The organism is Methylomonas stagni, from assembly GCF_050154735.1.
In the GTDB taxonomy this organism is placed as follows: domain Bacteria; phylum Pseudomonadota; class Gammaproteobacteria; order Methylococcales; family Methylomonadaceae; genus Methylomonas; species Methylomonas koyamae_A.
The window spans coordinates 922,366-945,116 of the sequence record NZ_CP189557.1 but is presented as its reverse complement, the minus strand read 5'-3'; the positions used below and the strand labels follow the sequence as shown (position 1 = coordinate 945,116).

The 22,751-nt window shown below is 46.4% G+C and carries 24 protein-coding genes; 23 read left to right on the top strand and 1 reads right to left on the bottom strand.

The features are described 5' to 3' along the window. Nucleotides 1-76 precede the first annotated feature (76 nt). From ACP4CD_RS04490 to ACP4CD_RS04380, 23 genes are all read left to right on the top strand, one after another. Nucleotides 77-1,033, top strand: a complete 957-nt coding sequence (locus tag ACP4CD_RS04490; protein ID WP_426993736.1) for a hypothetical protein — start codon at nt 77-79, stop codon at nt 1,031-1,033. Then, complete coding sequence (locus tag ACP4CD_RS04485; RefSeq protein ID WP_426993735.1) at nt 1,026-2,111, top strand: flavin monoamine oxidase family protein; 1,086 nt, start codon at nt 1,026-1,028, stop codon at nt 2,109-2,111. The genes ACP4CD_RS04490 and ACP4CD_RS04485 overlap by 8 nt, the downstream gene beginning before the upstream one ends. Before the next feature lie 17 nt (nt 2,112-2,128). Further along, nucleotides 2,129-2,596, top strand: a complete 468-nt coding sequence (locus tag ACP4CD_RS04480) for an amine oxidase (protein ID WP_281023346.1) — start codon at nt 2,129-2,131, stop codon at nt 2,594-2,596. A gap of 3 nt (nt 2,597-2,599) precedes the next feature. Then, complete coding sequence (locus ACP4CD_RS04475; RefSeq protein WP_426993734.1) at nt 2,600-3,220, top strand: glutathione S-transferase family protein; 621 nt, start codon at nt 2,600-2,602, stop codon at nt 3,218-3,220. A 493-nt stretch (nt 3,221-3,713) separates the two neighbouring features. Next, nucleotides 3,714-4,517: a spermine synthase gene (locus ACP4CD_RS04470; RefSeq protein WP_426993733.1), complete on the top strand. Its 804-nt coding sequence runs from the start codon at nt 3,714-3,716 to the stop codon at nt 4,515-4,517. Further along, the gene (locus ACP4CD_RS04465) at nt 4,514-6,616 is read left to right on the top strand and encodes a YgiQ family radical SAM protein (RefSeq protein ID WP_426993732.1); all 2,103 of its coding nucleotides are present in this window, start codon (nt 4,514-4,516) and stop codon (nt 6,614-6,616) included. Before ACP4CD_RS04470 ends, ACP4CD_RS04465 begins: the two co-directional genes overlap by 4 nt. Nucleotides 6,617-6,797: 181 nt before the next feature. Further along, nucleotides 6,798-7,043: a hypothetical protein gene (locus ACP4CD_RS04460; protein WP_426993731.1), complete on the top strand. Its 246-nt coding sequence runs from the start codon at nt 6,798-6,800 to the stop codon at nt 7,041-7,043. Beyond that, entirely contained in the window at nt 7,030-7,434 is a 405-nt protein-coding gene (locus ACP4CD_RS04455; RefSeq protein WP_426993730.1) for a type II toxin-antitoxin system VapC family toxin, read from the top strand. Before ACP4CD_RS04460 ends, ACP4CD_RS04455 begins: the two co-directional genes overlap by 14 nt. A 175-nt stretch (nt 7,435-7,609) precedes the next feature. Then, nucleotides 7,610-8,440: an ABC transporter permease gene (locus ACP4CD_RS04450; RefSeq protein WP_426993729.1), complete on the top strand. Its 831-nt coding sequence runs from the start codon at nt 7,610-7,612 to the stop codon at nt 8,438-8,440. 19 nt (nt 8,441-8,459) lie between these two features. Then, nucleotides 8,460-9,737 (top strand): ABC transporter ATP-binding protein, encoded by a 1,278-nt coding sequence (locus tag ACP4CD_RS04445; RefSeq protein ID WP_426993728.1) that lies wholly within the window; start codon nt 8,460-8,462, stop codon nt 9,735-9,737. A 1-nt stretch (nt 9,738) separates the two neighbouring features. Then, nucleotides 9,739-10,434, top strand: coding sequence for an FkbM family methyltransferase (locus tag ACP4CD_RS04440; protein ID WP_426993727.1), 696 nt, complete (start codon nt 9,739-9,741; stop codon nt 10,432-10,434). 61 nt (nt 10,435-10,495) lie between these two features. Continuing rightward, nucleotides 10,496-10,939 (top strand): hypothetical protein, encoded by a 444-nt coding sequence (locus tag ACP4CD_RS04435; RefSeq protein WP_426993726.1) that lies wholly within the window; start codon nt 10,496-10,498, stop codon nt 10,937-10,939. Beyond that, nucleotides 10,881-11,426, top strand: coding sequence for a hypothetical protein (locus ACP4CD_RS04430; protein ID WP_426993725.1), 546 nt, complete (start codon nt 10,881-10,883; stop codon nt 11,424-11,426). The genes ACP4CD_RS04435 and ACP4CD_RS04430 overlap by 59 nt, the downstream gene beginning before the upstream one ends. Before the next feature lie 122 nt (nt 11,427-11,548). Next, entirely contained in the window at nt 11,549-11,986 is a 438-nt protein-coding gene (locus tag ACP4CD_RS04425) for a cupin domain-containing protein (protein ID WP_426993724.1), read from the top strand. A gap of 46 nt (nt 11,987-12,032) precedes the next feature. Next, nucleotides 12,033-13,091: a DegT/DnrJ/EryC1/StrS family aminotransferase gene (locus tag ACP4CD_RS04420; RefSeq protein WP_426993723.1), complete on the top strand. Its 1,059-nt coding sequence runs from the start codon at nt 12,033-12,035 to the stop codon at nt 13,089-13,091. Continuing rightward, nucleotides 13,088-13,867, top strand: coding sequence for a class I SAM-dependent DNA methyltransferase (locus tag ACP4CD_RS04415; protein WP_426993722.1), 780 nt, complete (start codon nt 13,088-13,090; stop codon nt 13,865-13,867). The genes ACP4CD_RS04420 and ACP4CD_RS04415 overlap by 4 nt, the downstream gene beginning before the upstream one ends. Then, nucleotides 13,864-15,051 (top strand): glycosyltransferase, encoded by a 1,188-nt coding sequence (locus ACP4CD_RS04410; RefSeq protein ID WP_426993721.1) that lies wholly within the window; start codon nt 13,864-13,866, stop codon nt 15,049-15,051. The genes ACP4CD_RS04415 and ACP4CD_RS04410 overlap by 4 nt, the downstream gene beginning before the upstream one ends. Continuing rightward, nucleotides 15,017-15,805, top strand: coding sequence for an FkbM family methyltransferase (locus tag ACP4CD_RS04405; protein ID WP_426993720.1), 789 nt, complete (start codon nt 15,017-15,019; stop codon nt 15,803-15,805). Before ACP4CD_RS04410 ends, ACP4CD_RS04405 begins: the two co-directional genes overlap by 35 nt. Before the next feature lie 20 nt (nt 15,806-15,825). Then, a complete protein-coding gene (locus tag ACP4CD_RS04400) occupies nt 15,826-16,767 on the top strand; it encodes a glycosyltransferase family 2 protein (protein WP_426993719.1) in 942 nt (313 codons plus the stop codon). A gap of 28 nt (nt 16,768-16,795) precedes the next feature. Beyond that, complete coding sequence (locus ACP4CD_RS04395) at nt 16,796-18,040, top strand: glycosyltransferase (RefSeq protein ID WP_426993718.1); 1,245 nt, start codon at nt 16,796-16,798, stop codon at nt 18,038-18,040. Next, nucleotides 18,027-19,334, top strand: coding sequence for a glycosyltransferase family 2 protein (locus ACP4CD_RS04390; protein ID WP_426993717.1), 1,308 nt, complete (start codon nt 18,027-18,029; stop codon nt 19,332-19,334). Before ACP4CD_RS04395 ends, ACP4CD_RS04390 begins: the two co-directional genes overlap by 14 nt. A gap of 204 nt (nt 19,335-19,538) precedes the next feature. Then, nucleotides 19,539-20,381, top strand: coding sequence for a glycosyltransferase (locus ACP4CD_RS04385; protein WP_426993716.1), 843 nt, complete (start codon nt 19,539-19,541; stop codon nt 20,379-20,381). Then, complete coding sequence (locus ACP4CD_RS04380; RefSeq protein WP_426993715.1) at nt 20,378-21,505, top strand: UDP-galactopyranose mutase; 1,128 nt, start codon at nt 20,378-20,380, stop codon at nt 21,503-21,505. Before ACP4CD_RS04385 ends, ACP4CD_RS04380 begins: the two co-directional genes overlap by 4 nt. Here the strand turns inward: ACP4CD_RS04380 and ACP4CD_RS04375 are convergent. Then, a complete protein-coding gene (locus tag ACP4CD_RS04375) occupies nt 21,502-22,749 on the bottom strand; it encodes a glycosyltransferase (protein WP_426993714.1) in 1,248 nt (415 codons plus the stop codon). The genes ACP4CD_RS04380 and ACP4CD_RS04375 overlap by 4 nt on opposite strands. Nucleotides 22,750-22,751 lie beyond the last annotated feature (2 nt).

The window sequence follows — 22,751 nt, the reverse complement described above, 5'->3', positions numbered from 1 at the left end:
TTTACCCACATGTCAACAAGTTACGGCTTTCAGTCCGCAATGCCGCCACAAGCGGGACGCTTGGCCCCGATTTTGTATGGCCGAGTACATGACCAACCATTCGCAGCCGACAGCCGACCCCAGCGAACACATTTTTCCGCTGCCTGGACGCCAACTACCGCCGAAAGCCGGTATCCACCCGATGGCGGCGATTTCGCCAGGCCGGCGCTACCCGCTCAATCCGAATGTCGCGAACATTGCCGGCGGCATCGATGGCCTGATCGGCGGCTACCGTTTATCCCTGGACAGAGCCGAGATCCTGCCGATAGTTCCGAACCAAGGCGCTGCTCACGGCTTCGTCTGGGACGAGGGCCGCCTGCCGGTCGGCGTCGCGACGGAGTTGGCCGCGTCGCACGGCGGCGGCGGACTCAGCCGCCTGACCTTGCACGCGGCTACTCTGGAAGGACTCGAGGTCAAACTGATTCAGCAACTACCGGTGTTGAACATCACCCCGAGGTTTGCGGTGGAGTGGGAAACCCGCGGCCACGGCGCACAGCTCGGCGTGGTGCAGCTAGTCGAATCGGCCCGCACCGCCCATTTCGCCGACGGCGGCACGTTGAATCTGCTGAATACCGCGAACGCCAATGCCGGGCCGGTTTTATATCTGGACGACCCCGGTGCGCCTTCGCCAGTCATTCCGGTGTGCGGCTTTCAAAACGCCGATGAAACCAGCCGCTTCGAGTTCAGCGAGTCGGTGCGCCAGCCAATTTACGCCGAATTGGACGGCCAACCGGTCGCGTCTATCAGCGTCCTGGAGCAATACACGCTGTACTTCCTAGCCAACACCGCGCCCGACCGGCCGGATGATTTCATTTGGACGCCAGTGCATTTGCCGATCATTTGGGGCTGGAGCATACGAGTGCAACAACGCTTCGACGGCGTTTGGGACATTTTTCGGCGCAAGCTGATCATGCCGACACCGTCGACCGAAGCGCCGCCGCTACCGACCTGGACCGACAACAGCCTGCGTTGCCGGACTCCGTTGGATGTCTGAACTGTTGGAGGTTGCGATCGTCGGCGCCGGATTGTCCGGCTTGGCGCTGGCCGAACGGCTATCCGCCGACGGCCGCGCGGTCGGCGTATTCGAAGCCCGCGACCGCTGCGGCGGACGCATATTGTCGGTGCCGTTGGCGGACAATTTAACAGTCGATTTGGGCCCGACCTGGCTGTGGCCCGGTAGCCAACCACGCATTGCCGCGCTGTGCCGTCGACTGGGATTGACATTATTTCGCCAAGCCGACGCCGGGCAAAGTCTTTATAAAATCAGCGCGGACACCTTGCCGGTCGGCTATCACGACCGGCAAACCCACGCCGATGCCTGGCGCATTCAGGGCGGCTGCGCCGCATTGATCGATGCGCTGCTAGCCAAGCTCGCCGACATCGATATCCGCCTGAATCAAGCGTTATTGCGAATCGTCGACCGCGACGATCACGTCGAACTGAGCTTTTCGACCGTCAACGGGACCGACATCGTCCGAGCCAAACGCGCGGTCTTGACCGTTCCGCCGCGTTTGATGGCCGAACGAATCGCCTTCGTTCCGGCCCTGTCGGCCGACTTGTTCGAAGCATGCCGGGCCACCCCAACCTGGATGGCCGGCCACGCCAAGGCGGCAGTGGCCTATCCGAGCGCCTTTTGGCGCCAACAGGGCTGGTCCGGCAACGCGGTGTTGCCCTACCCCGGCGCGATTTTGTCGGAAATTTACGACGCCGAAGACCCGCGCGGTGAGTTCGGCGCCCTATTCGGCTTTTTTGGGATTCCGGCAGAATTTCGCGACCGTTATCGCGCTCAGTTACCCGGCTTGCTGACTCACCATTTGTCCGAGCTCTACGGTCCGGGCGCGGCCGAGCCGTTACGATCGACGATACAAGACTGGAGCATGGAGGCCTATACCGCCACCGCGCTGGACCGGCTGCCGCCGATAGGCCACCCCGATTACGGCCACCGTTGGTTGCAACTCGACCATTGGACCGACAAACTTTATTTCGGCGGCACCGAAACCGCCGCCGAGCACGGCGGCTATCTGGAAGGCGCGCTGGTCGCGGCGGAAAGAGTCTACGCCGCATTAACCTGAACCCTTCCGGAGTCACGATGACCGAACACCCCGTAAACACCGAAAGTCTGGCGCGTTTTGCCCGTCAGGCCGCCGAGATTAAAAGCGCCGCCCGCCCCAGTTACGACCGCCTGCTGGCGGCGGATTTATCGCGGCAACGTTGGGACGGCTGTTTTCAACGCAATGTGCTGGCGGTGCTGGCGCAAGTCTACGACCAGGCTGCAAACGTACTACAAACGTTGCCGTTTGCCCCGGACCCCACGCCATTGGATAGGGGCATGTCCGCGCTGACCAAATTGGTGCTGGCCGAGTTCGACGGCTTTATCGAGACATTCCTCGCCTATGTCGTGGATAAACACCGCACGTCCTGCGCGTTGTCTAACTTCCCCGACGAACACAAACCCGATCGGGATTATCTCGAGGTGGTGAAACGCGATATCGCCCAGTTATGGCGGGAGTTTGCGGTCAACGTCAACAACCGATTTCTCGCCTTAACGACGGAGTAAACCATGAAGTTTTACATGACCCCCGGCTCGTGTTCGACCGGTATCCACATTTTGTTGGAAGAATTGGAACTGGTCTTCGAAGTCTATCCGGTCAATTTGTTGGCCGGCGATCAACTAAAACCCGAATATCTAGCGATCAACCCCAAGGGGACGATTCCGACGCTGGTGCGCGACGACGGCGGGGCGTTGACCGAGTTCAGCGCAATCGCTTACTGGCTGGCACGCCGTTATCCCAAGGCCGGCTTGTTGCCCGGCGATGCCGACGGCGACGCCCGCGCGATAGAACTGATGGCACATGCGGTCGGCACCCTACACGGCGCCGGTTTTGCCCGGATTTTCACGCCGGAAAAATTCGCCATCCAATCCGCCGACATCGACGCCGTCAAAGCGCAAGGCCTGGAGATCGTCCGGCGCGGATTTGCGGTGTTGAACGACAGTTTGCCGACGGAAGACTACGCGCTGGGTCAATTCAGCATCGCCGACGCGGCCTTGTTCTACCCCTGTTTCTGGGCCGACAAAACCGCCATCGAACTGCCGGAGCGCTGCCTGAACCACTATCACCTGATGCTGACCCGGCCGGCGGTCAGGCAGGTCTTGATGGAAGAAGGATATCGGGTAAATTAAGCGCGTCGCCTGCAATTACTGGTGCCTCGGCGCTCCTCTGGGCGATCGAGCGGCTTTCGGCACCCGCGATTGTTGGCAATGTCGGCGACATTCTCCAGTCTTTCCTGAACCAATCTACGGATAAGCCAAGAGCCTCAACTCGGAACCCGATATTCTTGGAGTTGGCTTGGGCATCTCTCTCGAACGTCGCCAGGGCGATACCACAAGCTCTTCCGGCCGTAACACGAATTTCGCCTAACGATCATGAATCCGCCGCATCGCTCCTGCCAAGCAAGGCCACCAGTCAGAGCGACGCCTTCGTCACGACGAAAGCGCGCTCCCGCAATGGCTTTCGCAGTCAGCTCAGCCTCTGATTTTCATCGCATAGCCGCATTCCGTGCTCGGGCCGCGATCAGTCGGTACACACCACCCGCTCCGCCATCCGCAACAATTCGCAAGACAATCGCCGGTTTTTCAAGGAAAATACCGATGATTTTCAACGTTTCCGCGTTCCATGTACAAATACGACGGCCTGGTAGTCCACCAAAGCCACGACGACGAGGGCATCATCGAAGTCGTCGATAGCGACGGGGTGCGGGCCCTGCATTTTGGCTCGCACGCCCGGCAAAGCTCGATGTTGATCGCCGAACCCGACCGCCTACATTCCCTGTACGCCCGCGCAATGATGGCCGGCCTGCTGTTTCAACCGCCGCCCGAGGATGTGTTGATGATAGGCTTGGGCGGGGGCACGATCGCTAAATTCCTGTTGCACCAGTTTGCCGATTGCAAGGTGCGAGCGGTCGAGTTCCGCGGCAGCGTTTTGAAGGTGGCACGCAGCCATTTCGAACTGCCGTTCGACGCCCGATTGAAAATCAAGATCGGTTGCGGCGCCCACCACGTCAAACAATTCGCCCGCGAACACAGCGAATTTCACGACTTGATCATGATCGACGCCTACGACCACGACGGCATGGCGCCCGAAGTCAGTAGCGAGGCCTTTTTCGACGCCTGCCGAACCTTGCTGACACGCGACGGTCTGTTGGTCATTAACCTGTGGGGTACCGACAAACCATTGTTCCAGCAAGTTAGTTGGAATCTGGGCAGGGTGTTCAACTGGCGCATGTTGTTTTTGCCGGTGCGCGGTCGCGGCAACATCATTGGTTTTGCATTCGCCGATCAAGCCGCGAAACCCACTCTGAAAAGCCTGATAGACCGGGCCAAGCACCTGGAGCAACGCTATCAAATCGAATTTCCGACCTACTTGTTGGACTTAAAACGCCACAACCCCAACGTCTTCAACCGGATCATCAAACCGTGATACACAACGCCCCCAACCTGTTCGGCTACAAAAAATACTGGGCTCACCGCTTCGGTCCCGCCCCGGAATTGCCGATGAGCCGCGCGGAAATGGACGCCTTGGGTTGGGATGCCTGCGACGTGATCTTGGTGACCGGCGACGCCTACGTAGACCATCCCAGCTTCGGCATGGCGGTGATCGGCCGGGTACTGGAGGCGCAAGGTTTCCGGGTCGGCATCATTTCCCAGCCGAATTGGCACAGTGCCGACGAGTTTAAAACGCTCGGCCAGCCAACGTTATTCTTTGGCGTGACCGGCGGCAACATGGACTCGATGGTCAACCGCTATACCTCGGACAAGAAAATACGTTCCAACGATGCCTATACCGCCGATGGCGCCGCCGGCAAGCGGCCGGACCGGGCGGTCAACGTCTATGCCCACCGCTGCCGGGAAGCCTATAAGAACGTGCCGATCGTCATCGGCGGTATCGAAGCCAGCTTGCGCCGCATCGCCCACTACGATTATTGGTCGGACAAGGTACGCAAGTCGATATTGCTGGATTCCAAGGCCGACTTGCTGGTCTACGGAAATGCCGAACGCCAAGTCGTCGAAATTGCCCATCGGCTGGCCAAGGGCGAGAGCATCCATGACCTGAAAGGCATTCGCGGCACCGTGCATTTCGTCAAACAAGTGCCGCTGGGTTGGCTCGAAAAGGATTCGACCGACATCGACAAGCCCGGCGCGGTGATCGTGCATCAAAATCCGTATCAGGAGATGCCCGATTGCGAATCGGCTCCATCATCGGCCAGTGTCAGTCTGGCGGATAATGAACAAGTCATCCAATTCAAACCCATCGCCAACAAAAACCGCGCACAAACCGTGATTCGCCTGCCGGATTACGATGTGGTCAAGGACGATCCGATATTCTATGCCCATGCCTCGCGGGTCATGCACGGCGAAACCAACCCCGGTAACGCCCGCGCGTTGATTCAGCGTCATGGCAGTCGCGAGGTTTGGATCAATCCGCCGCCGCTGCCGTTGACCACCCCGGAAATGGACGGCGTGTTCGACTTGCCGTATTCGCGGCTGCCGCACCGATCTTATGGCAAGGCCAACATTCCGGCCTTCGAGATGATCCAGCATTCGGTGCTGATCATGCGCGGCTGTTTCGGCGGCTGTAGTTTTTGCTCAATCACCGAACACGAAGGCCGCATCATTCAAAACCGTTCGGAAGATTCGATCATCCGCGAAATCGAAGCCATCCGCGACACCTCGCCCAACTTCACCGGCCACATTTCCGACCTGGGCGGACCGACCGCCAACATGTGGAGGCTGGCCTGCAAGGACCCGAAAATCGAAGCATCGTGCCGTAAGCCGTCCTGCGTCTACCCCGGCATCTGCCACAACCTCAACACCGATCAAACTCCGCTGATCAAGCTCTACCGCCGCGCCCGCGCCTTGCCCGGCATCAAGAAAATCTTCATCGCCTCGGGTTTGCGTTACGACATTGCCGTCGAGACCCCGGCCTACGTTAAAGAACTGGTCACCCACCACGTTGGCGGCTATCTGAAAATAGCCCCGGAACACACCGAACAGGGGCCACTATCAAAAATGATGAAACCGGGCATGGGCAGTTACGACCGTTTCAAAGCCATGTTCGACAAGTATTCCAAGGAAGCCGGCAAGGAGCAGTATCTGATCCCCTACTTCATCGCCGCCCACCCCGGTACCACCGACCTAGACATGTTGAATCTGGCGCTGTGGTTGAAACGCAATGGCTTCCGCGCCGACCAAGTCCAGGCCTTTTTGCCCTCGCCAATGTCGATTGCTACTGCGATGTATCACTCCGGTAAAGACACCTTGCACAAAGTTGCCCGCAACAGCCCGGATATCGCCATCCCCAAAAGCATCAAACAACGGCGCTTACATAAGGCTTTTCTTCGCTACCACGACCCCAAAAACTGGCCATTGCTGCGGGACGCGTTGAAGGACATGGGGCGAGCCGATTTAATTGGTAACGGCAAACAGCATTTGGTGCCGAGTTTTCAGCCAAAAAGCGATGGTCAAGCCAATAAAACCAGAGGCAAAACCACACCGTTTAAGACCAAATATCGCCCATGATTCACTACGAATTTTACAATGCAACACAAACAATGTTAAAAAACATAACTTGAAATAAGATGAGCACGACAAGCTGAAATAAAAACCCAGCATATTGATTTAGTTTAATCTCTCTTAGAGTTAAACTATTTAAATTTCCGCTAATTATACAGCCCTTTATAGATAAAAATGAGGCCAAACAATGTATGCCATTGAATTTGAGACAGAAATAACAAACAAATATATTGAATTACAAGACTATGAAAAACTAATCAATAAGCATGCAAAAGTCATTGTGCTTGTAAAAGACCCCGTTATAGACACATCTCAAGCAGACAAAATTGAATATTTCAAAACGCTAATTAACACCAGAAAAAACTTACCCCCTGTAGAGAATAAAGTAGATATTATAAAACTGTGCAACGAGGCGGACAGTGATATTTTTTGACACTAATATTCTGATATATGCCTCTATCAATCAAGAAAGCGCAAGGCAACAAATCGCTGACGAGAGAATTTTATCAGCGTTAAAAAATAATAAAATCACCATATCTCCTTTGGTTTTTACAGAATATATTTTTGTCCTGTCCAAGTTAAAACAGATTGAACAGCAACAAAAGAATATCGAGTTTTTCAGAAGTCTATCAACCGACTCCATCAACACCGACATGGTTTATGCAGCTTACAAACTATGCTCATCAATAAATTGCTGTAAAAGTATCAACGACGTTATTCACCTTAAATTTGCTGAACAACACTGTAATAAACTGATTACTTTCGACAACAACTTCCAGACATTATTACCTCACACTGGCCTGGAAATAGAAATACTGGCTTAGAACCAAATGAATTAAGCGCAGAACAAATTCGAATCGATGGCTACCAGTAAAAATAAGCTGCCCCCGGATAATTTTCTACTACACTTATCCGACGCCCAAGCTTAGAACACACTAACTGAGGCAGACTGTCGCAAAACCGTTCAACAACAAGCCACCAGTTAATCATCAAGATCGAATGACGACCCGACAACAAACCATCATCACACCCAATAAAACCCTTGGCGACTCGGGGCGTGAATTATGGGAATACCGGGACTTGTTTTATTTTCTAGCCTGGCGGGACTTCAAAGTCCGCTACAAACAAACCGCGATTGGCGCGGTTTGGGCGGTAATTAGGCCATTGCTGACGATGCTGGTGTTCACCGTGATCTTCGGCAGAATCGCCAAACTCCCGACGGAAGGCGAAGCACCTTATGCCGTCATGGTGTTTACCGCGATGTTGCCCTGGTATTTTTTCTCGAATACGCTAAGCGAAAGTGCCAACGCCGTCGTGAATAATTCGGCGATGATCAGCAAAGTCTACTTCCCCAGAATTATCGCCCCTACTGCGCCATTGCTGGTAAATATTGTCGATTTCCTAATCTCATTCGTGCTGTTACTGGTGTTGATGGCTTGGTATCACTTCCAACCTTCAATTTATATTCTATTGATGCCGTTCTTCTTATTATTGGCGGCTATCGCCGCGCTTGGATTAGGTTATCTGATCTCGGCGCTAAACGTTAAATATCGTGATTTTCGTTATGTGATTCCCTTTATCGTACAGATAGGTCTGTATATATCACCTGTCGGTTTTAGCAGCCAGGTCGTACCAGATGAATGGAGGATTTGGTATTCGTTGAACCCAATGGTCGGTGTCATCGATGGCTTTCGCTGGATAATTATTGGTGATAATGCCCATATTTATTGGGATGGATTTTTGCTATCTAGTGCGGTATCACTGGGCTTACTATTAATAGGTTATCGATACTTCATCAACACTGAAAGGCAATTTGCCGATAGTCTGTAACCTCTATCAATAGCAACTGATGAGCACCGCAATTAAAGTCGAAAACCTCGGCAAAAAATATATTATTCAGCATCAACAGCAAAGCCGCTATCAGTATAACAGCCTGAGTGAATCGCTCAGTCGCGGCATTAAAAAACTAGGTAAAACTTTATTGCATCCATTGCAGAACAATGGCGGAGTCGAAATTACCGAAGAATTCTGGGCGCTTAAGGATATTAACTTCGAAATCAAACAAGGAGACCGAGTCGGCATTATTGGCAGAAATGGCGCAGGCAAATCAACACTATTAAAAATACTGAGTAGGATTACCCATCCCAGCACCGGAAAAATTACCATTAATGGCCGCGTATCGAGTTTGCTCGAAGTTGGAACCGGATTCCATCCAGAACTGACGGGTAGGGAGAATATATTCCTAAATGGCGCAATACTAGGCATGCGCAAACAAGAGATTCAGAAGAAGTTCGACGAAATAGTTGATTTTGCCGAGGTCGAAAAGTTTTTAGATACTCCGGTCAAGCATTACTCATCCGGCATGTATGTCAGATTGGCGTTTGCGGTGGCTGCGCACCTGGAGCCTGAGATATTAATTGTAGATGAAGTATTAGCGGTAGGAGATGCGCAGTTTCAAAAGAAATGTTTGGGACGAATGGAGGAAGTAGGACAGGAAGGAAGAGCTATTCTATTCGTTAGCCATCAAATGGCAGCAATTCAAAGATTATGCGACAAAGCATTGGTATTAGACAATGGACAAATTAAATGCATAGACAAAACGGAAACTGCAATTAATCTATACCTTGGCAATCTAAAAGAAGAAGCTAGTTGTGATTATATAAACAACTTAAAGCGAAGTGGCAGTGGCGATGTAATAATAACTTGGTTCTCGATTGAAAACGGCAACGGTGAAGTAATCGGCGCCGCATCAAGTGGTGAAACACTTGTATTGGTTTTCAGATATAAATGCAAAAATCCATACATCAAGCAAGATATTTCTCTTGGCTTTTCCATCCATAATAATGTGGGTGATACCTTGGTAGTTTTTTATAGTGATTACATGGGCGTCACTTTTGAGATCGTTAATTCGGAGGGATTAATAAAATGCCGAATTGAGCGATGGCCATTTTCGGTCGGCAACTATTATATCGGCGTTAGATTATTAGCCAATGGCGCAGAGATCGATTGGCCAAGAGGATTTATTGGCTCTTTTTATGTTGAATCAGGTGATTTTTATACCACCGGGAATTTTTTCGATTCAGGCCTTGGCCCATTTCTTTTAACAGGCGAATGGACTATTGAATAACATGTCGTTACTTAAATCAATACTCAAAATCTCGAGAAAAATTCGAGAGCCTTGGTTAGAATCAGCAAAGTGGGTTAACGTTAGCTACGCACAAGAGGGTGAAGACCTAGTCATTGATCGATTAATGGGCAACATTACTATTGGATTTTATGTAGAAGTTGGAGCTCACCACCCCTTCCGCTTCTCGAATACTTATCTATTTTATCGTCGCGGCTGGCGAGGGATATGTATTGACCCTTTACCACACTCAAAACTGTTATTCAACAAATGGCGCCCAAGAGACTTGGCAATTGAGATAGGAGTATCCAGGACGCCATCAAGTTTAAAATACTACGTATTTAATGAATCTGCGTTAAATACTTTCGACCCACTGCTTGCTAAGCAACGTGACGGACTACGTGAATTTAAGTTAATTGAAACTAAGCAAATTGAAACTTTGCCACTTGCAAATATCCTGGACAACAACCTACCTCCAAATCAAACAATCGATTTTCTATCAATTGATGCCGAAGGGTTTGACTTAGAGATACTGCAGTCTAATAACTGGTCCAAATATAGACCTAATTTTTTAATTATCGAACTCCTAAATACCGATTTAACGTCAACCATGAACAACCCAGCAAATATTTACCTTAACTCTATTGGCTATCAAGCTCATGCCAAAACAGGCAATAGTGTTATATTTGCAAAAAAGTAAAATTATTCACAAATAACGAGAAACACCGAATTTTCCGAGCAATCTTGATATAAAATAAACAATGACCGCCCCAATCGTTCTCTTCGCCTTCGCTCGTCCCGAGCACACTCGTATTACATTAGAAGCTCTCTCAGCCAATTCTCTCGCTAGTCAAAGTGATCTGATAGTTTATTCCGATGCAGCGCGAAGCCTGGAGGAGGAAATCAAAGTCACTAAAGTACGATCGCTGGCACACAATATTCGTGGTTTTCGCAGTGTATCGGTAATAGAAAGAGAAACCAACCTTGGCTTGGCTCGCAACATTATTGAAGGAGTCACTGATGTTTGCAACAGATACGGGCGCCTCATTGTTCTGGAAGATGACATGATTACCAGCCCATACTTCTTGACATTTATGAATTCTGCACTGGATAAATATTACGATAACAAGACAGTCTGGCATATCAATGGCTGGAATTATCCTATTAATCCAGAGGGACTTAGCGATACCTTTTTTTGCGCGTAATGAATTGTTGGGGATGGGCCACTTGGGAGGATCGATGGAGATTTTTGAGAAAAAACCTGAGCGGCTAATAGAAAACTGGAACCAAAACAAAATCAGACACTTCAACTTAGATGGAACTTGTGACTTTTGGAGCCAAGTCAAACTAAATGCGTCGAAAAGAATAAACACATGGGCTATCTTTTGGTACGCCACAATTTTTGAAAATAATGGGCTATGCTTAACCCCCAGGTATAGCTTGATTGAAAACATAGGCCTTGATGGCACTGGAGAAAATTGTGGCCACAACAATGCTTTCAAAGTTTATTTAGAAAATCAAAGTAATTTAAAATTGCCAGACATATTTGAGGAATCTCAAATTGCGATCAAGCAAATCCAAAGTTTCCACAAAAAGCTGAACAGCACTCGTTTTAGCAAAATCATTCGTTCAGTTAAATCTCTCTACAAAAAAACAACATTTTATTTTTTTGAAAAACACCACAAGAAATAATTTAATTATTATAGAAAATGGTTTTTTTAAAAAATTCAACATAATAAATTAAATTATACATATCATAGATAAATCGGCTATTAGATTGAATAAATCAAATCATCAACATATCAGGTATTTTTATGATTGACCGCATATTTTCAGACAATAAAGAACTCGCCATCATTATTCGCCATTCTTTTAAAAAAGAAGGCATCGAATTTTTTACGCCTGGCACCTATTCCCAACAGATTGGTTATATGAATCGACCGTCCGGGTACGTCATCCCACCTCACGTACACAACCCCGTAACACGGGAAGTCCACTACACTAACGAAGTATTGTTCATCAAGAGCGGCAAATTGCGAGTGGATTTTTATAGCGAACAACAAGTGTATATAGAAAGCACTGTCCTGGAAGCTGGCGACGTGATTTTATTGTCAATCGGTGGCCACGGATTCGAAATGCTCGAGCCGACAGAAATTATCGAGGTAAAACAAGGACCTTATGCTGGTGATCAGGACAAAACACGTTTCGATGCAATCGCCCAGAATCAAATCAAATTGAGAGATGTAAAATGATTCCCGTTAACGAGCCATTGCTGGACGGCAACGAAAAAAATACCTGTTGGAATGCATAGAAACCGGCTGGATTTCGTCCGAAGGACCTTTTGTCAAACGTTTTGAAGAGGAGTTTGCCAAACGAATCGGACGCAAACATGCCGTTGCAGTGACAAACGGTACAGCGGCACTTGATATTGCAGTCGAAGTGCTGAATATTGGAAAAGGTGATGAAGTGATTGTTCCAACTTTTACCATCATTTCGTGCCTTCATCAAATCATTAGGTCTGGCGCGACACCGGTGTTAGTAGATTGCGACCCCCTAACGTGGAACATGGATGTCAAACAAGTAGCCGATAAAATCACACCGCGTACGAAGGCGATCATGGCTGTCCATATTTACGGCTTACCAGTTGATATGCTGCCGTTACAGACTCTGGCGCAAGAACATGGACTCAAGATTATTGAAGATGCCGCCGAGGCCCTTGGACAGGCATATTGCAAAAAATCTTGTGGTAGTTTTGGGGACATCAGTACATTCAGCTTCTACCCGAATAAGCATATCACCACCGGGGAAGGCGGTATGGTGGTCACGGACGACGACCATACCGCCGAACAAGCACGCAGTTTACGCAATCTATGTTTTCAACCCGCAAAGCGTTTCGTACATGACAGCTTAGGTTGGAACTATCGCATGACCAATATGCAAGCCGCACTGGGCATTGCGCAATTGGAACGGCTTGACGGATTTATCAAACGCAAACGCGAAATAGGGCTGCTCTATAGCAACTTATTATCCGACGTAAAAGGATTACAATTGCCGCCAGTACAAACCGCTTATGCCGAGAATATTTTTTGGGTGTTTGGAGTGGTATTAGATAAATCTTTGGCGATTGATGCCGCACATGCCATGAAACAGCTTTCTACCAAAGGGATAGGAACACGACCGTTTTTTTATCCCATGCATATGCAGCCCGTATTCAGAAAGATGAATTTATTCAACAATGAAAGTTATTCAGTCGCAGAAACATTATGTAAGTATGGGTTTTATCTACCCAGTGGATTAGCCTTAACCGACGACCAAGCGCGGGAAGTTGTACAGGCGGTTTATGAGGTCGTGCGATGAGCTTCGTTTTTGATAGTTATGCCTGCTATTATGATTTACTCTACCTTGACAAGGATTATGCAGCAGAGGCGGCATATGTCGTCTCGCATATTCACCGTTATAAGCCACAGGCAAAAACGATCCTGGAACTTGGGTGCGGTACCGGAGCCCATGCCGTGCATTTAGCACGAAAGGGTTTTAATGTAGTTGGCGTAGACCTAAGTAATAGTATGCTGAAGCGCGCGGAGATACGAAAAGCGGAATTACCAAAAGAAATTTCATCTAGACTCACTTTTCTGCAAGCCGACGTACGTACTGTACGATTAGAAGAGTATTTTGACGCGGTAATTTCACTGTTTCATGTTATTAATTACCAAACTACAAATACCCATTTAGAAAATACTTTTACAACAGCCGCATCTCATTTAAAACCTGGCGGTGTTTTTTTATTTGATTTTTGGTATGGGCCAGCAGTATTAACTCAAAAACCCGAAGTGCGAGTTAAGCGTTTTGATGATGAAACCGTCAAAATCACCAGAATTGCGGAGCCCGTAATACATATCAATAAAAACGTAGTTGATGTTAACTATACTGTTTTTATCGAAAATAAATTATCGGGTGCAGTAGAGCAATTGCACGAAACCCATAAAATGCGATATTTGTTTTTACCAGAACTGCTAACGTTTCATAGTTCTAAGTTCCAGGAGTTGATGAGTTGTTCTTGGATGGATGATAAAGAACTCGATAGCCAAACTTGGTCTGGAATCCAGATTTTACTAGCTAAGCATTACGAATGAAATTAATAGCCTTTCTTGAGGACAAAATAGCCATAGGCGGAGGATTTAACCAGTCGTTAAATGCCATACTACAAATGAGCAAGATCGGCGAAGGTAATTTTGATTTTGAAATATATACCGTTCACCTTGATAACGCCGAGCATTTGGAAAAACTAGGATTAAGCGCCAAGTTATTGAAGCTTTCATTTATTGACCGAATTGTTTTTCGGGCCACGCGGAGTCATCTTGGCCAGACATTACTCGATTATACCAACTTCTGCTCTCCGTTTGAGAACACACTGATAAATAACAATGTTGACTTAGTTTATTTTTTAACCCAATCTTCAACTCCCGGAGTGTTGAAAAAATTAAACTATATATCAACAGTATTCGACTTGTGTCACAGAGACATGTTGGAATTTCCAGAAGTAGGATATTCTAACGAGTTTTTTAGCAGAGAAAACCACTTTAAAAGAAACTTGTCCCGTGCGTTTTTAATTATAACCGACTCAATTCAATTATCCAACTCCATAGAAATACGATATGGAATAGATAAAAAAAGAATATTATCGTCACCTTTCTCGCCATCTCCTTTCATAAAAAAAGAACATTCAATTGATACGGCTTCGGTATTAAAAATCTATAACTTAGAAGAAGGGTATTTCTTTTACCCCGCTCAATTTTGGCCACATAAAAATCACGCTCGCATTTTAGAAGCCTTGAGCCACCTTAATAGTATTGGAGTAAAATTCAATATTGTATTTTCCGGAACCGATAAAGGTAATAAGCAACACATTATCAATTTGGTGGAAAAATATTCACTCACCAAACAAGTGCATTTTGTAGACTTTGTCCCGCCTGAGAATATGAGAGGATTGTACGAAGGATGTTTAGCCGTGGTAATGCCAACCTACTTTGGCCCAACTAATTTACCGCCACTTGAAGCGTGGACACTCGGTAAACCACTAATTTATTCTTCTCATTTGGAGAGCCAGGCCAAAAATGCCGCCATCTATGTTAATCCAGATGACCCAAAACACTTAGCGGATGCCATGACTGCTTGCACCGATCCAAAAATATGCGCCACCCTTGTAGAAGCTGGGTATGAACGTCTAAATCAGATGCGGTGCGAACAAATTGAATCTGAAAACAGCCTAAAGAATCTATTGCTTGAATTCAAGCAAAGACGTAAATGCTGGTCTTAAAATGACAACCAATAAAACTATAATGATCAAATATGCCATCGAAAGAACAATACGTTTGGCATTTAATACTATTGGCTTAGACTTACATAGGATCAGACCAAATATTTCTTCAGCAGATAAATTGGCCAAAAGTCTATTCCATTTCAACATTGATACTGTATTTGATGTCGGCGCTAACATCGGTCAATTTGCAAGATCGCTTCGCCAGGCAGGTTATAAAGGAAGAATCATCAGTTTTGAACCATTATCGGAAGCACATGAAAAACTTCGCGAATATGCTAAAGACGATTCCGACTGGTTAATCCATCCTCGTGCAGCTTTGGGCGATAACAATGGCGAATTTAATATCAACATAGCCGGTAATTCGGTATCATCCAGCTTACTAGAAATGACTGCGTTGCATTTAAACTCAGCTCAAGACTCAGGCTATATTGGCACTGAAAAATGTACGATACAGACTTTGGATTCAATAGCATCTCAATATATAACCAGCAATAATAATATATTCTTGAAAATTGATACACAAGGTATGGAATGGGAGGTGTTGAATGGTGCCGTTAACACATTGCCATTTATTCAGGGCGTCATGCTGGAGGTGTCTTTTTTCGAACTTTATTCAGGCCAAAAATTATGGAAAGAAATGATCGAGCATCTTGAAATTGAGGGGTTCAGTATTTGGTCGATTGATCAAGAATTTACCGATCAAAAATCCGGCAAGACCTTACAATGCAATGTCGTCCTTTATCGACCATAAATAATTACATATCAATATCGATGAAGGCGCTACTGAAAGAACTTCCACTTCCTAATGAAAACAAGAAGGGTTGGCCATGGACACATGAATCTAAACTTATTCTTGATGTTCGCTCAAAAGACAGTCCTTGGCCAAAAATAAGTATTATTACACCGTCGTTAAATCAAGGAAGGTTTATTGAAGAAACAATACGCTCCATTCTATTACAAAACTACCCAAATTTGGAATATATTGTCATTGATGGTGGCAGCACTGATAATTCAATCGAAATAATAAAAAAATACGAAAATTGGATACACTACTGGGTTAGTGAGAAGGATGTAGGCCAAAGCCACGCTATCAACAAAGGATTGGACGCCTGTAACGGCGACATTATTGCGTGGATTAATTCCGACGACACGCTTGCAAACGATACATTATTTTACGTTGCCGATAAATTTAATTTGAACGATGCCAACTGGTTAATAGGCGTAGCCAACATTATCGATGAGTCAAGTAATCGTGTGGGTTTTCGCAATCCGCCGAATGATGTTACGCAAGAAACTTTTCTATGTTGGACTGGAAATTGGTTCCCGCAGCAATCTACGTTCTGGAACAGGAAAATGCTGGAGTTAGTAGGACATCTTGATATTTCTCTTAGTTATATTATGGATGTTGATTTATGGTGGAAAATGACGAAACGTACCGCGCCAATTATTGAAAATAAAGTGCTATCCAACTATCGAGTTCATAATAACTCAAAAACCGTTTTTGACAACGAAAAGTCCAACCAAGAACTCGCATCATGGATTTACAATAATTTTATATTAAACGCAACCAATAAATACGACAATTTCATTCATATCCTACATAGACAAATTTACCTTCAATCCTTAATTGATCGCCTTAAGAATCATATTATACTCGGTAATATCATTAAATTCTGGGGCCACTATATTAATTCTTACTTTAGCAAACTCTAACTCCCCTGACTATTGTAATATTTATATTATGAAAAATATTGCTGTTATCAGTAAATCGGACGCCACAGGCGGAGGCGCTAGCCGAATAGCCGGCGGCTTAGTTCAATTGCTAAATAACGATCATAAATTTGAAGTACATCATTGGGTTGGTCGCCCAGGTATTAATTCCGATTGGTACACGTTTAAACTACACGGCGGGCAATGGCTTTCACTGATACAAGGTGCTTTCTCAATTGCATCCAGGACTATTGGACTTCCGGACTTTATCACCCCAGAGCTTTGGATTCATTTACAGCGTAAAACGGTTGACTATGATCTTTATCATTTTCATGATATTTCATTTACATTTTCCCCTTTGGCGCTTTCTTGGCTTGTAAAACGCAAACCTATTATATGGACATTCCATGATTGCTCACCATTTACAGGTGGTTGTATATATCCCATGGATTGCAAAGCTCACTACGATCATTGCAATAATTGCCCACAATTAGATTTATTACCTTTGGGTACGTCAATTGATTTTACTGGCTATATGCAACAGTATAAACGGCGATTATTGCAACAACGGCCGATTGTGCCTATATTTCCGTCGAGATGGCTGGCCACCGAGGCAATGAAGGCCGTCGATTTCAAGATTACCCCGGTTGTAATTCCTAACTATGTAGATACAAATATCTATAAACCATTGGATAGAGGAATGGTTAAAACCATTCTTGGTCTGCCCCAGGATCGGTTTATTGTTTTATTAACTGCAACCAACTTATCAGAAGCTAGAAAAGGCTCGAATTTAGCTATTGAAGCATTAAAGCAAATGAATCCACCGCCGTTTATTTTAGCGATAGGAAAATCCGATAAAAATCAACTGGAGTTTTTTCAAGGATTGACTTTCTATAGCACAGGCTATATATACAACGACCAGCTTTTAGCCCAATATTATGCAGCAGCAGACGTATTTCTTTTCCCAACACTTGCTGATTCATTCGGTTGTGTTGCTATTGAAACCATGGCTTGCGGCACACCGGCTATTGCATTTGCAACTGGCGGCGTTCCGGAAATTATCGAACACAACAAAACAGGTTGGTTAGCGAAAACCGGCGATGTACAAGGTTTAGTCGATGGCTTAAATTATGCCGTTAATAATCTGAAACTATTAGCTGCATGGCGTACTGCCGGTCTGCAAAAAGTACAAGAACGCTACACGAAGGAACTATTCTTGGCGGCACATTTAAAAATTTATCAAAAAGTTCTAAATAACGATTATGCAGACCTCTAAAGTTGCAATTGTCATCGTAACCTGGAATAAGAAAGCATTCGTTTTAGAACTGCTCAATTCATTACAACATCTTAATTATCCAAATTACGATGTAATCGTGGTTGATAATTTCTCAAGCGATCATACTTTTGAAGCTATAGCCGAATACTTTCCAAATACTATTGTTATCAACAATCCGGAAAATACTGGCGGAGCTGGCGGTTTCAATATAGGTTTACAATACGCGCAAGATAACGGATATGAGTATTGTTGGCTGCTAGATAACGATGTGGTCGTTGAAAGCGACGCCTTGCTTCATTTGGTTAATACTTTGGAGAGCAGCCTTGAAACAAGTATCTGCGGATCTCAAATATTAATAGCTGGCACCGATATTATACAAGAATGCGGTGGCGATATTGATTGGAATAATTCTAAAGTTAGGTTAATTAGCCATGGTAAATCCAAAATTTCAAAGCGACCGGATAAAAACGTTTTAGAAGTTGATTACTGTGCAGCTTGCTCGATGCTCGTTAGAATGAGTGATATTATTGCTTTTGGCAAAATAGATCCAGATATGTTTATCTTCTGGGATGATATCGAATGGTCAACTCGAATAAAGACTTTTGGCAAGAAAATATTTTGCAATACAAATTCTGTTGTTTGGCATCATTTCAATGGTTACAAGCCATCCAATGTATGGCGTGTTTACTACAGAGTCAGGAACAAGCTATATTTTTTCAACAAATACTCAAAATCTAAAAGTGCCGTAGCCAAGCTTTTAGCAATTTACGAAGAACTGCAGGAATTTTACCACTACATGGGGATTGTCGATTATTCTTATTCTGTTGAATCAGCCATTACTGATTTTAAAAATGATATTCGAGGAAAATGGCCTTCCCAGGCTAACATCCCAACCACGGCCACACACTTTAAACCAGATATAATTCCCGATAACAATTATTTGGTAATTTATGATCATAATTATGGTCAACTAAGCTATTCAGCATTTGGCGATAATACAATACATTATGTCATAGACACCAATTTGTCCGCCACTAAGTTTTCGTTAGCATTATTAAAATCGATTATTAAGCCTTCTATCGCAGTTGGCAATCAGTTAAATATATTTATGCTATTTTCTAGCTTTGCTATTCTATTAACAGAAAACGGATCACGCGTCATTAAAAACAGCAAAATTAAAAACACAGCATTTATTATTTATCGCTGTATTTTTTTGCTGGAAAATATATCTCTCAATTTAAATGAGAATTGTTTTCTTATGCAAGCGCCACTATATGCAAAAGGACGTCATTGACGACCGTTATGCTAGGCTTTACGAACTGCCAAAACAATTAGCATTAATTGGGCATCATATCCAGGAATTTGTCTTGGCTACCATCGTTGCACTTCCGGTCATTTTATACACATAAACAATAATTCGAGTTCTTTAGAGTGGCATGGCTTCGATGCCGGCAGGTTAATTATCTCCGGCCTGCTGAATTATTTTGCAAACACATTTTTGCTTATCAAGCAATTTAAGCCGGATATTTTATTGGGTAGTTCCGACTGTCTTCATACCATTATAACCGCTCTGTTCGCTAAGTTATTTAATATCCCCTATTATCTCGACCTTTACGATAATTATGAGAGTTTCGGGCTAGCAAAATTACCGGGACTTTTGCCTTTATATCGTCTGGCGATAAGAAATGCCAAGGGCATTAGTTGTGTCAGCGAACCTCTTGCCGATTATATTCGGCAACGTTACCAGCATCGCAACATCATCACGTTGGAAAGCACGATCACTGGCAATGATTTTTTTCCACAGGATAAAGCTTTATGCAGACAACAACTTCATTTGCCTACTCATGCAAAACTAATTGGCTTGGCCGGTTCGCTGGACAGAAATCGCGGTGTCGATTTGCTCTACGCCGGCTTTTTGCAATTAGCCGATAACGACAGTTCGGTTCATTTAGTGTTGGCCGGACCAACTGACCCTAGCTGCCCTATCCCCAATCATCCGCGAGTTCATTATTTGGGTCTATTGCCGCATCGTCAAATTAACGGCTTTTATAGCGCGCTTGACTTGGCAATGATTTGTCTGCGCGATGGCGAGTTCGGCCGATACGCCTTTCCGCAGAAAACCTACGAAATTCTCGCCACCGAAACGCCGGTTTTAGCCACGAATGTCGGCGCGGTGGGACAAGTTTTTCGCGATCACCCGGAATGTTTATATACACAGGATGATCTGGCCGACTTCTGCAACAAGGCTAGTTATTTATTGAACTCCGGCTATACAGTTCGCCTGCCGATTCCGAGTTGGGCAGACCAAGCTCGTCGCCTTATCGAATGGATTAACTCATGATAGCGGATATTCTCATCGTTGGCGCCGGGTTTGCCGGCGCTGTGATCGCACGGCAGTTGGCCGATAGCGGGCGGTTTAACGTGAAAGTGATCGACCTACGCGACCATATTGCCGGCAATGCGCATGACCCGATTAATCCGGATTTGAATTTACGCGTTCACCAATACGGTCCGCATATTTTTCATACCAACGACCAGCGGATTTTCGATTATCTGTCGCGATTTACCGAGTGGCTACCTTATCGACATCAGGTTCAAGCCTGGGTCGATGACGTAGGTTATGTGCCTTTGCCGATTAATCGAACCACCATTAACCGTGTTTATTCGCAAAATTTCGCGAATGAAGGCGCGGTCAGAGCGTTTTTAAACTCGTTGCGGATTCCCTATGAAAACCCAAGTAACGCGCGACAAGTAGCGGAAAACGTATTCGGCCCGGATTTAACCGAGTTATTTTTCGGCCGTTACACGCGTAAGATGTGGGATTTGGATTTAACGGAATTACCGGCCGAAGTGTTGAAACGTTTGCCGATACGCTATGACGACAACGCAGATTACTTTAACGATAGTATTCAGGCTATGCCGGCGGATGGTTATATCGGCCTGTTCAAAAAGCTATTGGACCACCCGGCGATTTCCATTGTTTTAAATTGCGAATTCGATAAAGCTATGGAACACGAGTATTTCCACGTATTCAATTCGATGCCGATCGATGTTTATTTCGATGAATGTTTCGGGCGCTTGCCTTATCGGTCCATCAAGTTTGAGCATCAATTGGTAGCGAAACATCATCAACCGACACCCACCATAAATTTTACCGATGACGGATGTTATACCCGGCAAACCGACTGGCGTTTATATCCTGGTTGTAATTTAGGCGCCGAACAGGTGTTGCTGACCAAGGAAATGCCGTGCCGCGACGAGGACAATCGTTTCGAGCGCTATTATCCGGTTAAGACGGTATCCGGCGAGCCGCAACAGTTATATAAGCGCTATAAAGCTAAAGCGGAACAACTGAAGCATATGACCTTTATCGGCCGTTGCGGCCAATATATTTATTACGACATGCATCAAGTGGTCGCTAATAGTTTGAAAATCGCTCAAGTTTTCTTGGAGAGAGCTAGCTAACCGCATCCATACTTACAATCGGGAATGAGTTTCTGGTAAACGGTCGCAAACGTCTCGGAAACCGCTTTCCAATCGTATTTACTCGCGGTGATTTTCCCCGCGTCACTCAATCGTTGACGATATTGCCGATCTTGAATCAAGGTCGTCAGGGCTTCGGCCAATTGTTCCGGACAATTAGGCTCAACCAAAATACCGTTCACGGCGTGTTCGATCACTTCACCGATACCGCCGGTTCTGGTGCTGACCACAGGTACCCCAGCCGCCATGGCTTCCAGCAATATAACGCCCTGCCCTTCGGTATCGCCGCTCGAATCGACTATCGACGGGGCAACAAATATATCGGCATTTGCGTAGTGGTCCGGTAACTCGTGGTTCGCGATTCGTCCGAGAAATGTCACATGGTGCGAGATACCCAAGCGTAGGGCTTGCATTTCGAGCGCTTGCCGTTCCTCGCCATCACCAATAATCCTTAGCTCGACTCGCTCGTGTAACTCATTTGGCAGCCGGGCGCACGCCATGATTAAATCGGTCACGCCCTTCTTTTCGACTAAGCGACCGATGAACAACACCACGTATTTTTCGGGATGACTTTTATCGGTCACTATCGGTTTAGAAACCGCCGCGAAGCAGTCGAAGGGTATGCCCATCGGTAAAATAACCGCACCGCAATGCTTGCAAGCCACTGCTCCGGCCGTCGCCTGGGTATTGCTAGTCCAAGCCGATGCCTGCTGGACGGTCCAGCGCTTTATCGCCGCCAGCCCAGGCCCAGTTAATCCGAACGCATCCGCGCCATGCGCGGTGACTAACACCGGGATCTTAAACAGTTTGCCTAACACCACAGCCAGTGTGCCTTGCGGAAAAATCCAGTGGGCATGAAGCAACGTGGGTTTATCACGGACGATTTCTCTGGCGGCGCGGAAAAACATCGCCGCGACGAACCCAGGCACCTGAAAAATCAGCGTCGGTCTAACTCGCAGATTTGGCAATATGCCAGAACCGTACGCCAGCGCCTGTTTACGTCGATTGAAACTGTAACGAAAATGCTGGAGGGAAACGGCGGAGTCGTATGAACATTGATCCGGATGATCGGGTGCTAACACCCGAATATCGAAATTTTGTTTGGCAAGCGCTTCGGCCAAGTAGCGTAGAAAAACCGATGCACTATCGTTTTGGTAGCGCGGGTAGCTTGAGGTTAGCCAAAGAACACTCGGCTTTCGAGCCTCGGCTTCGGCTTCGGCTGTCATAA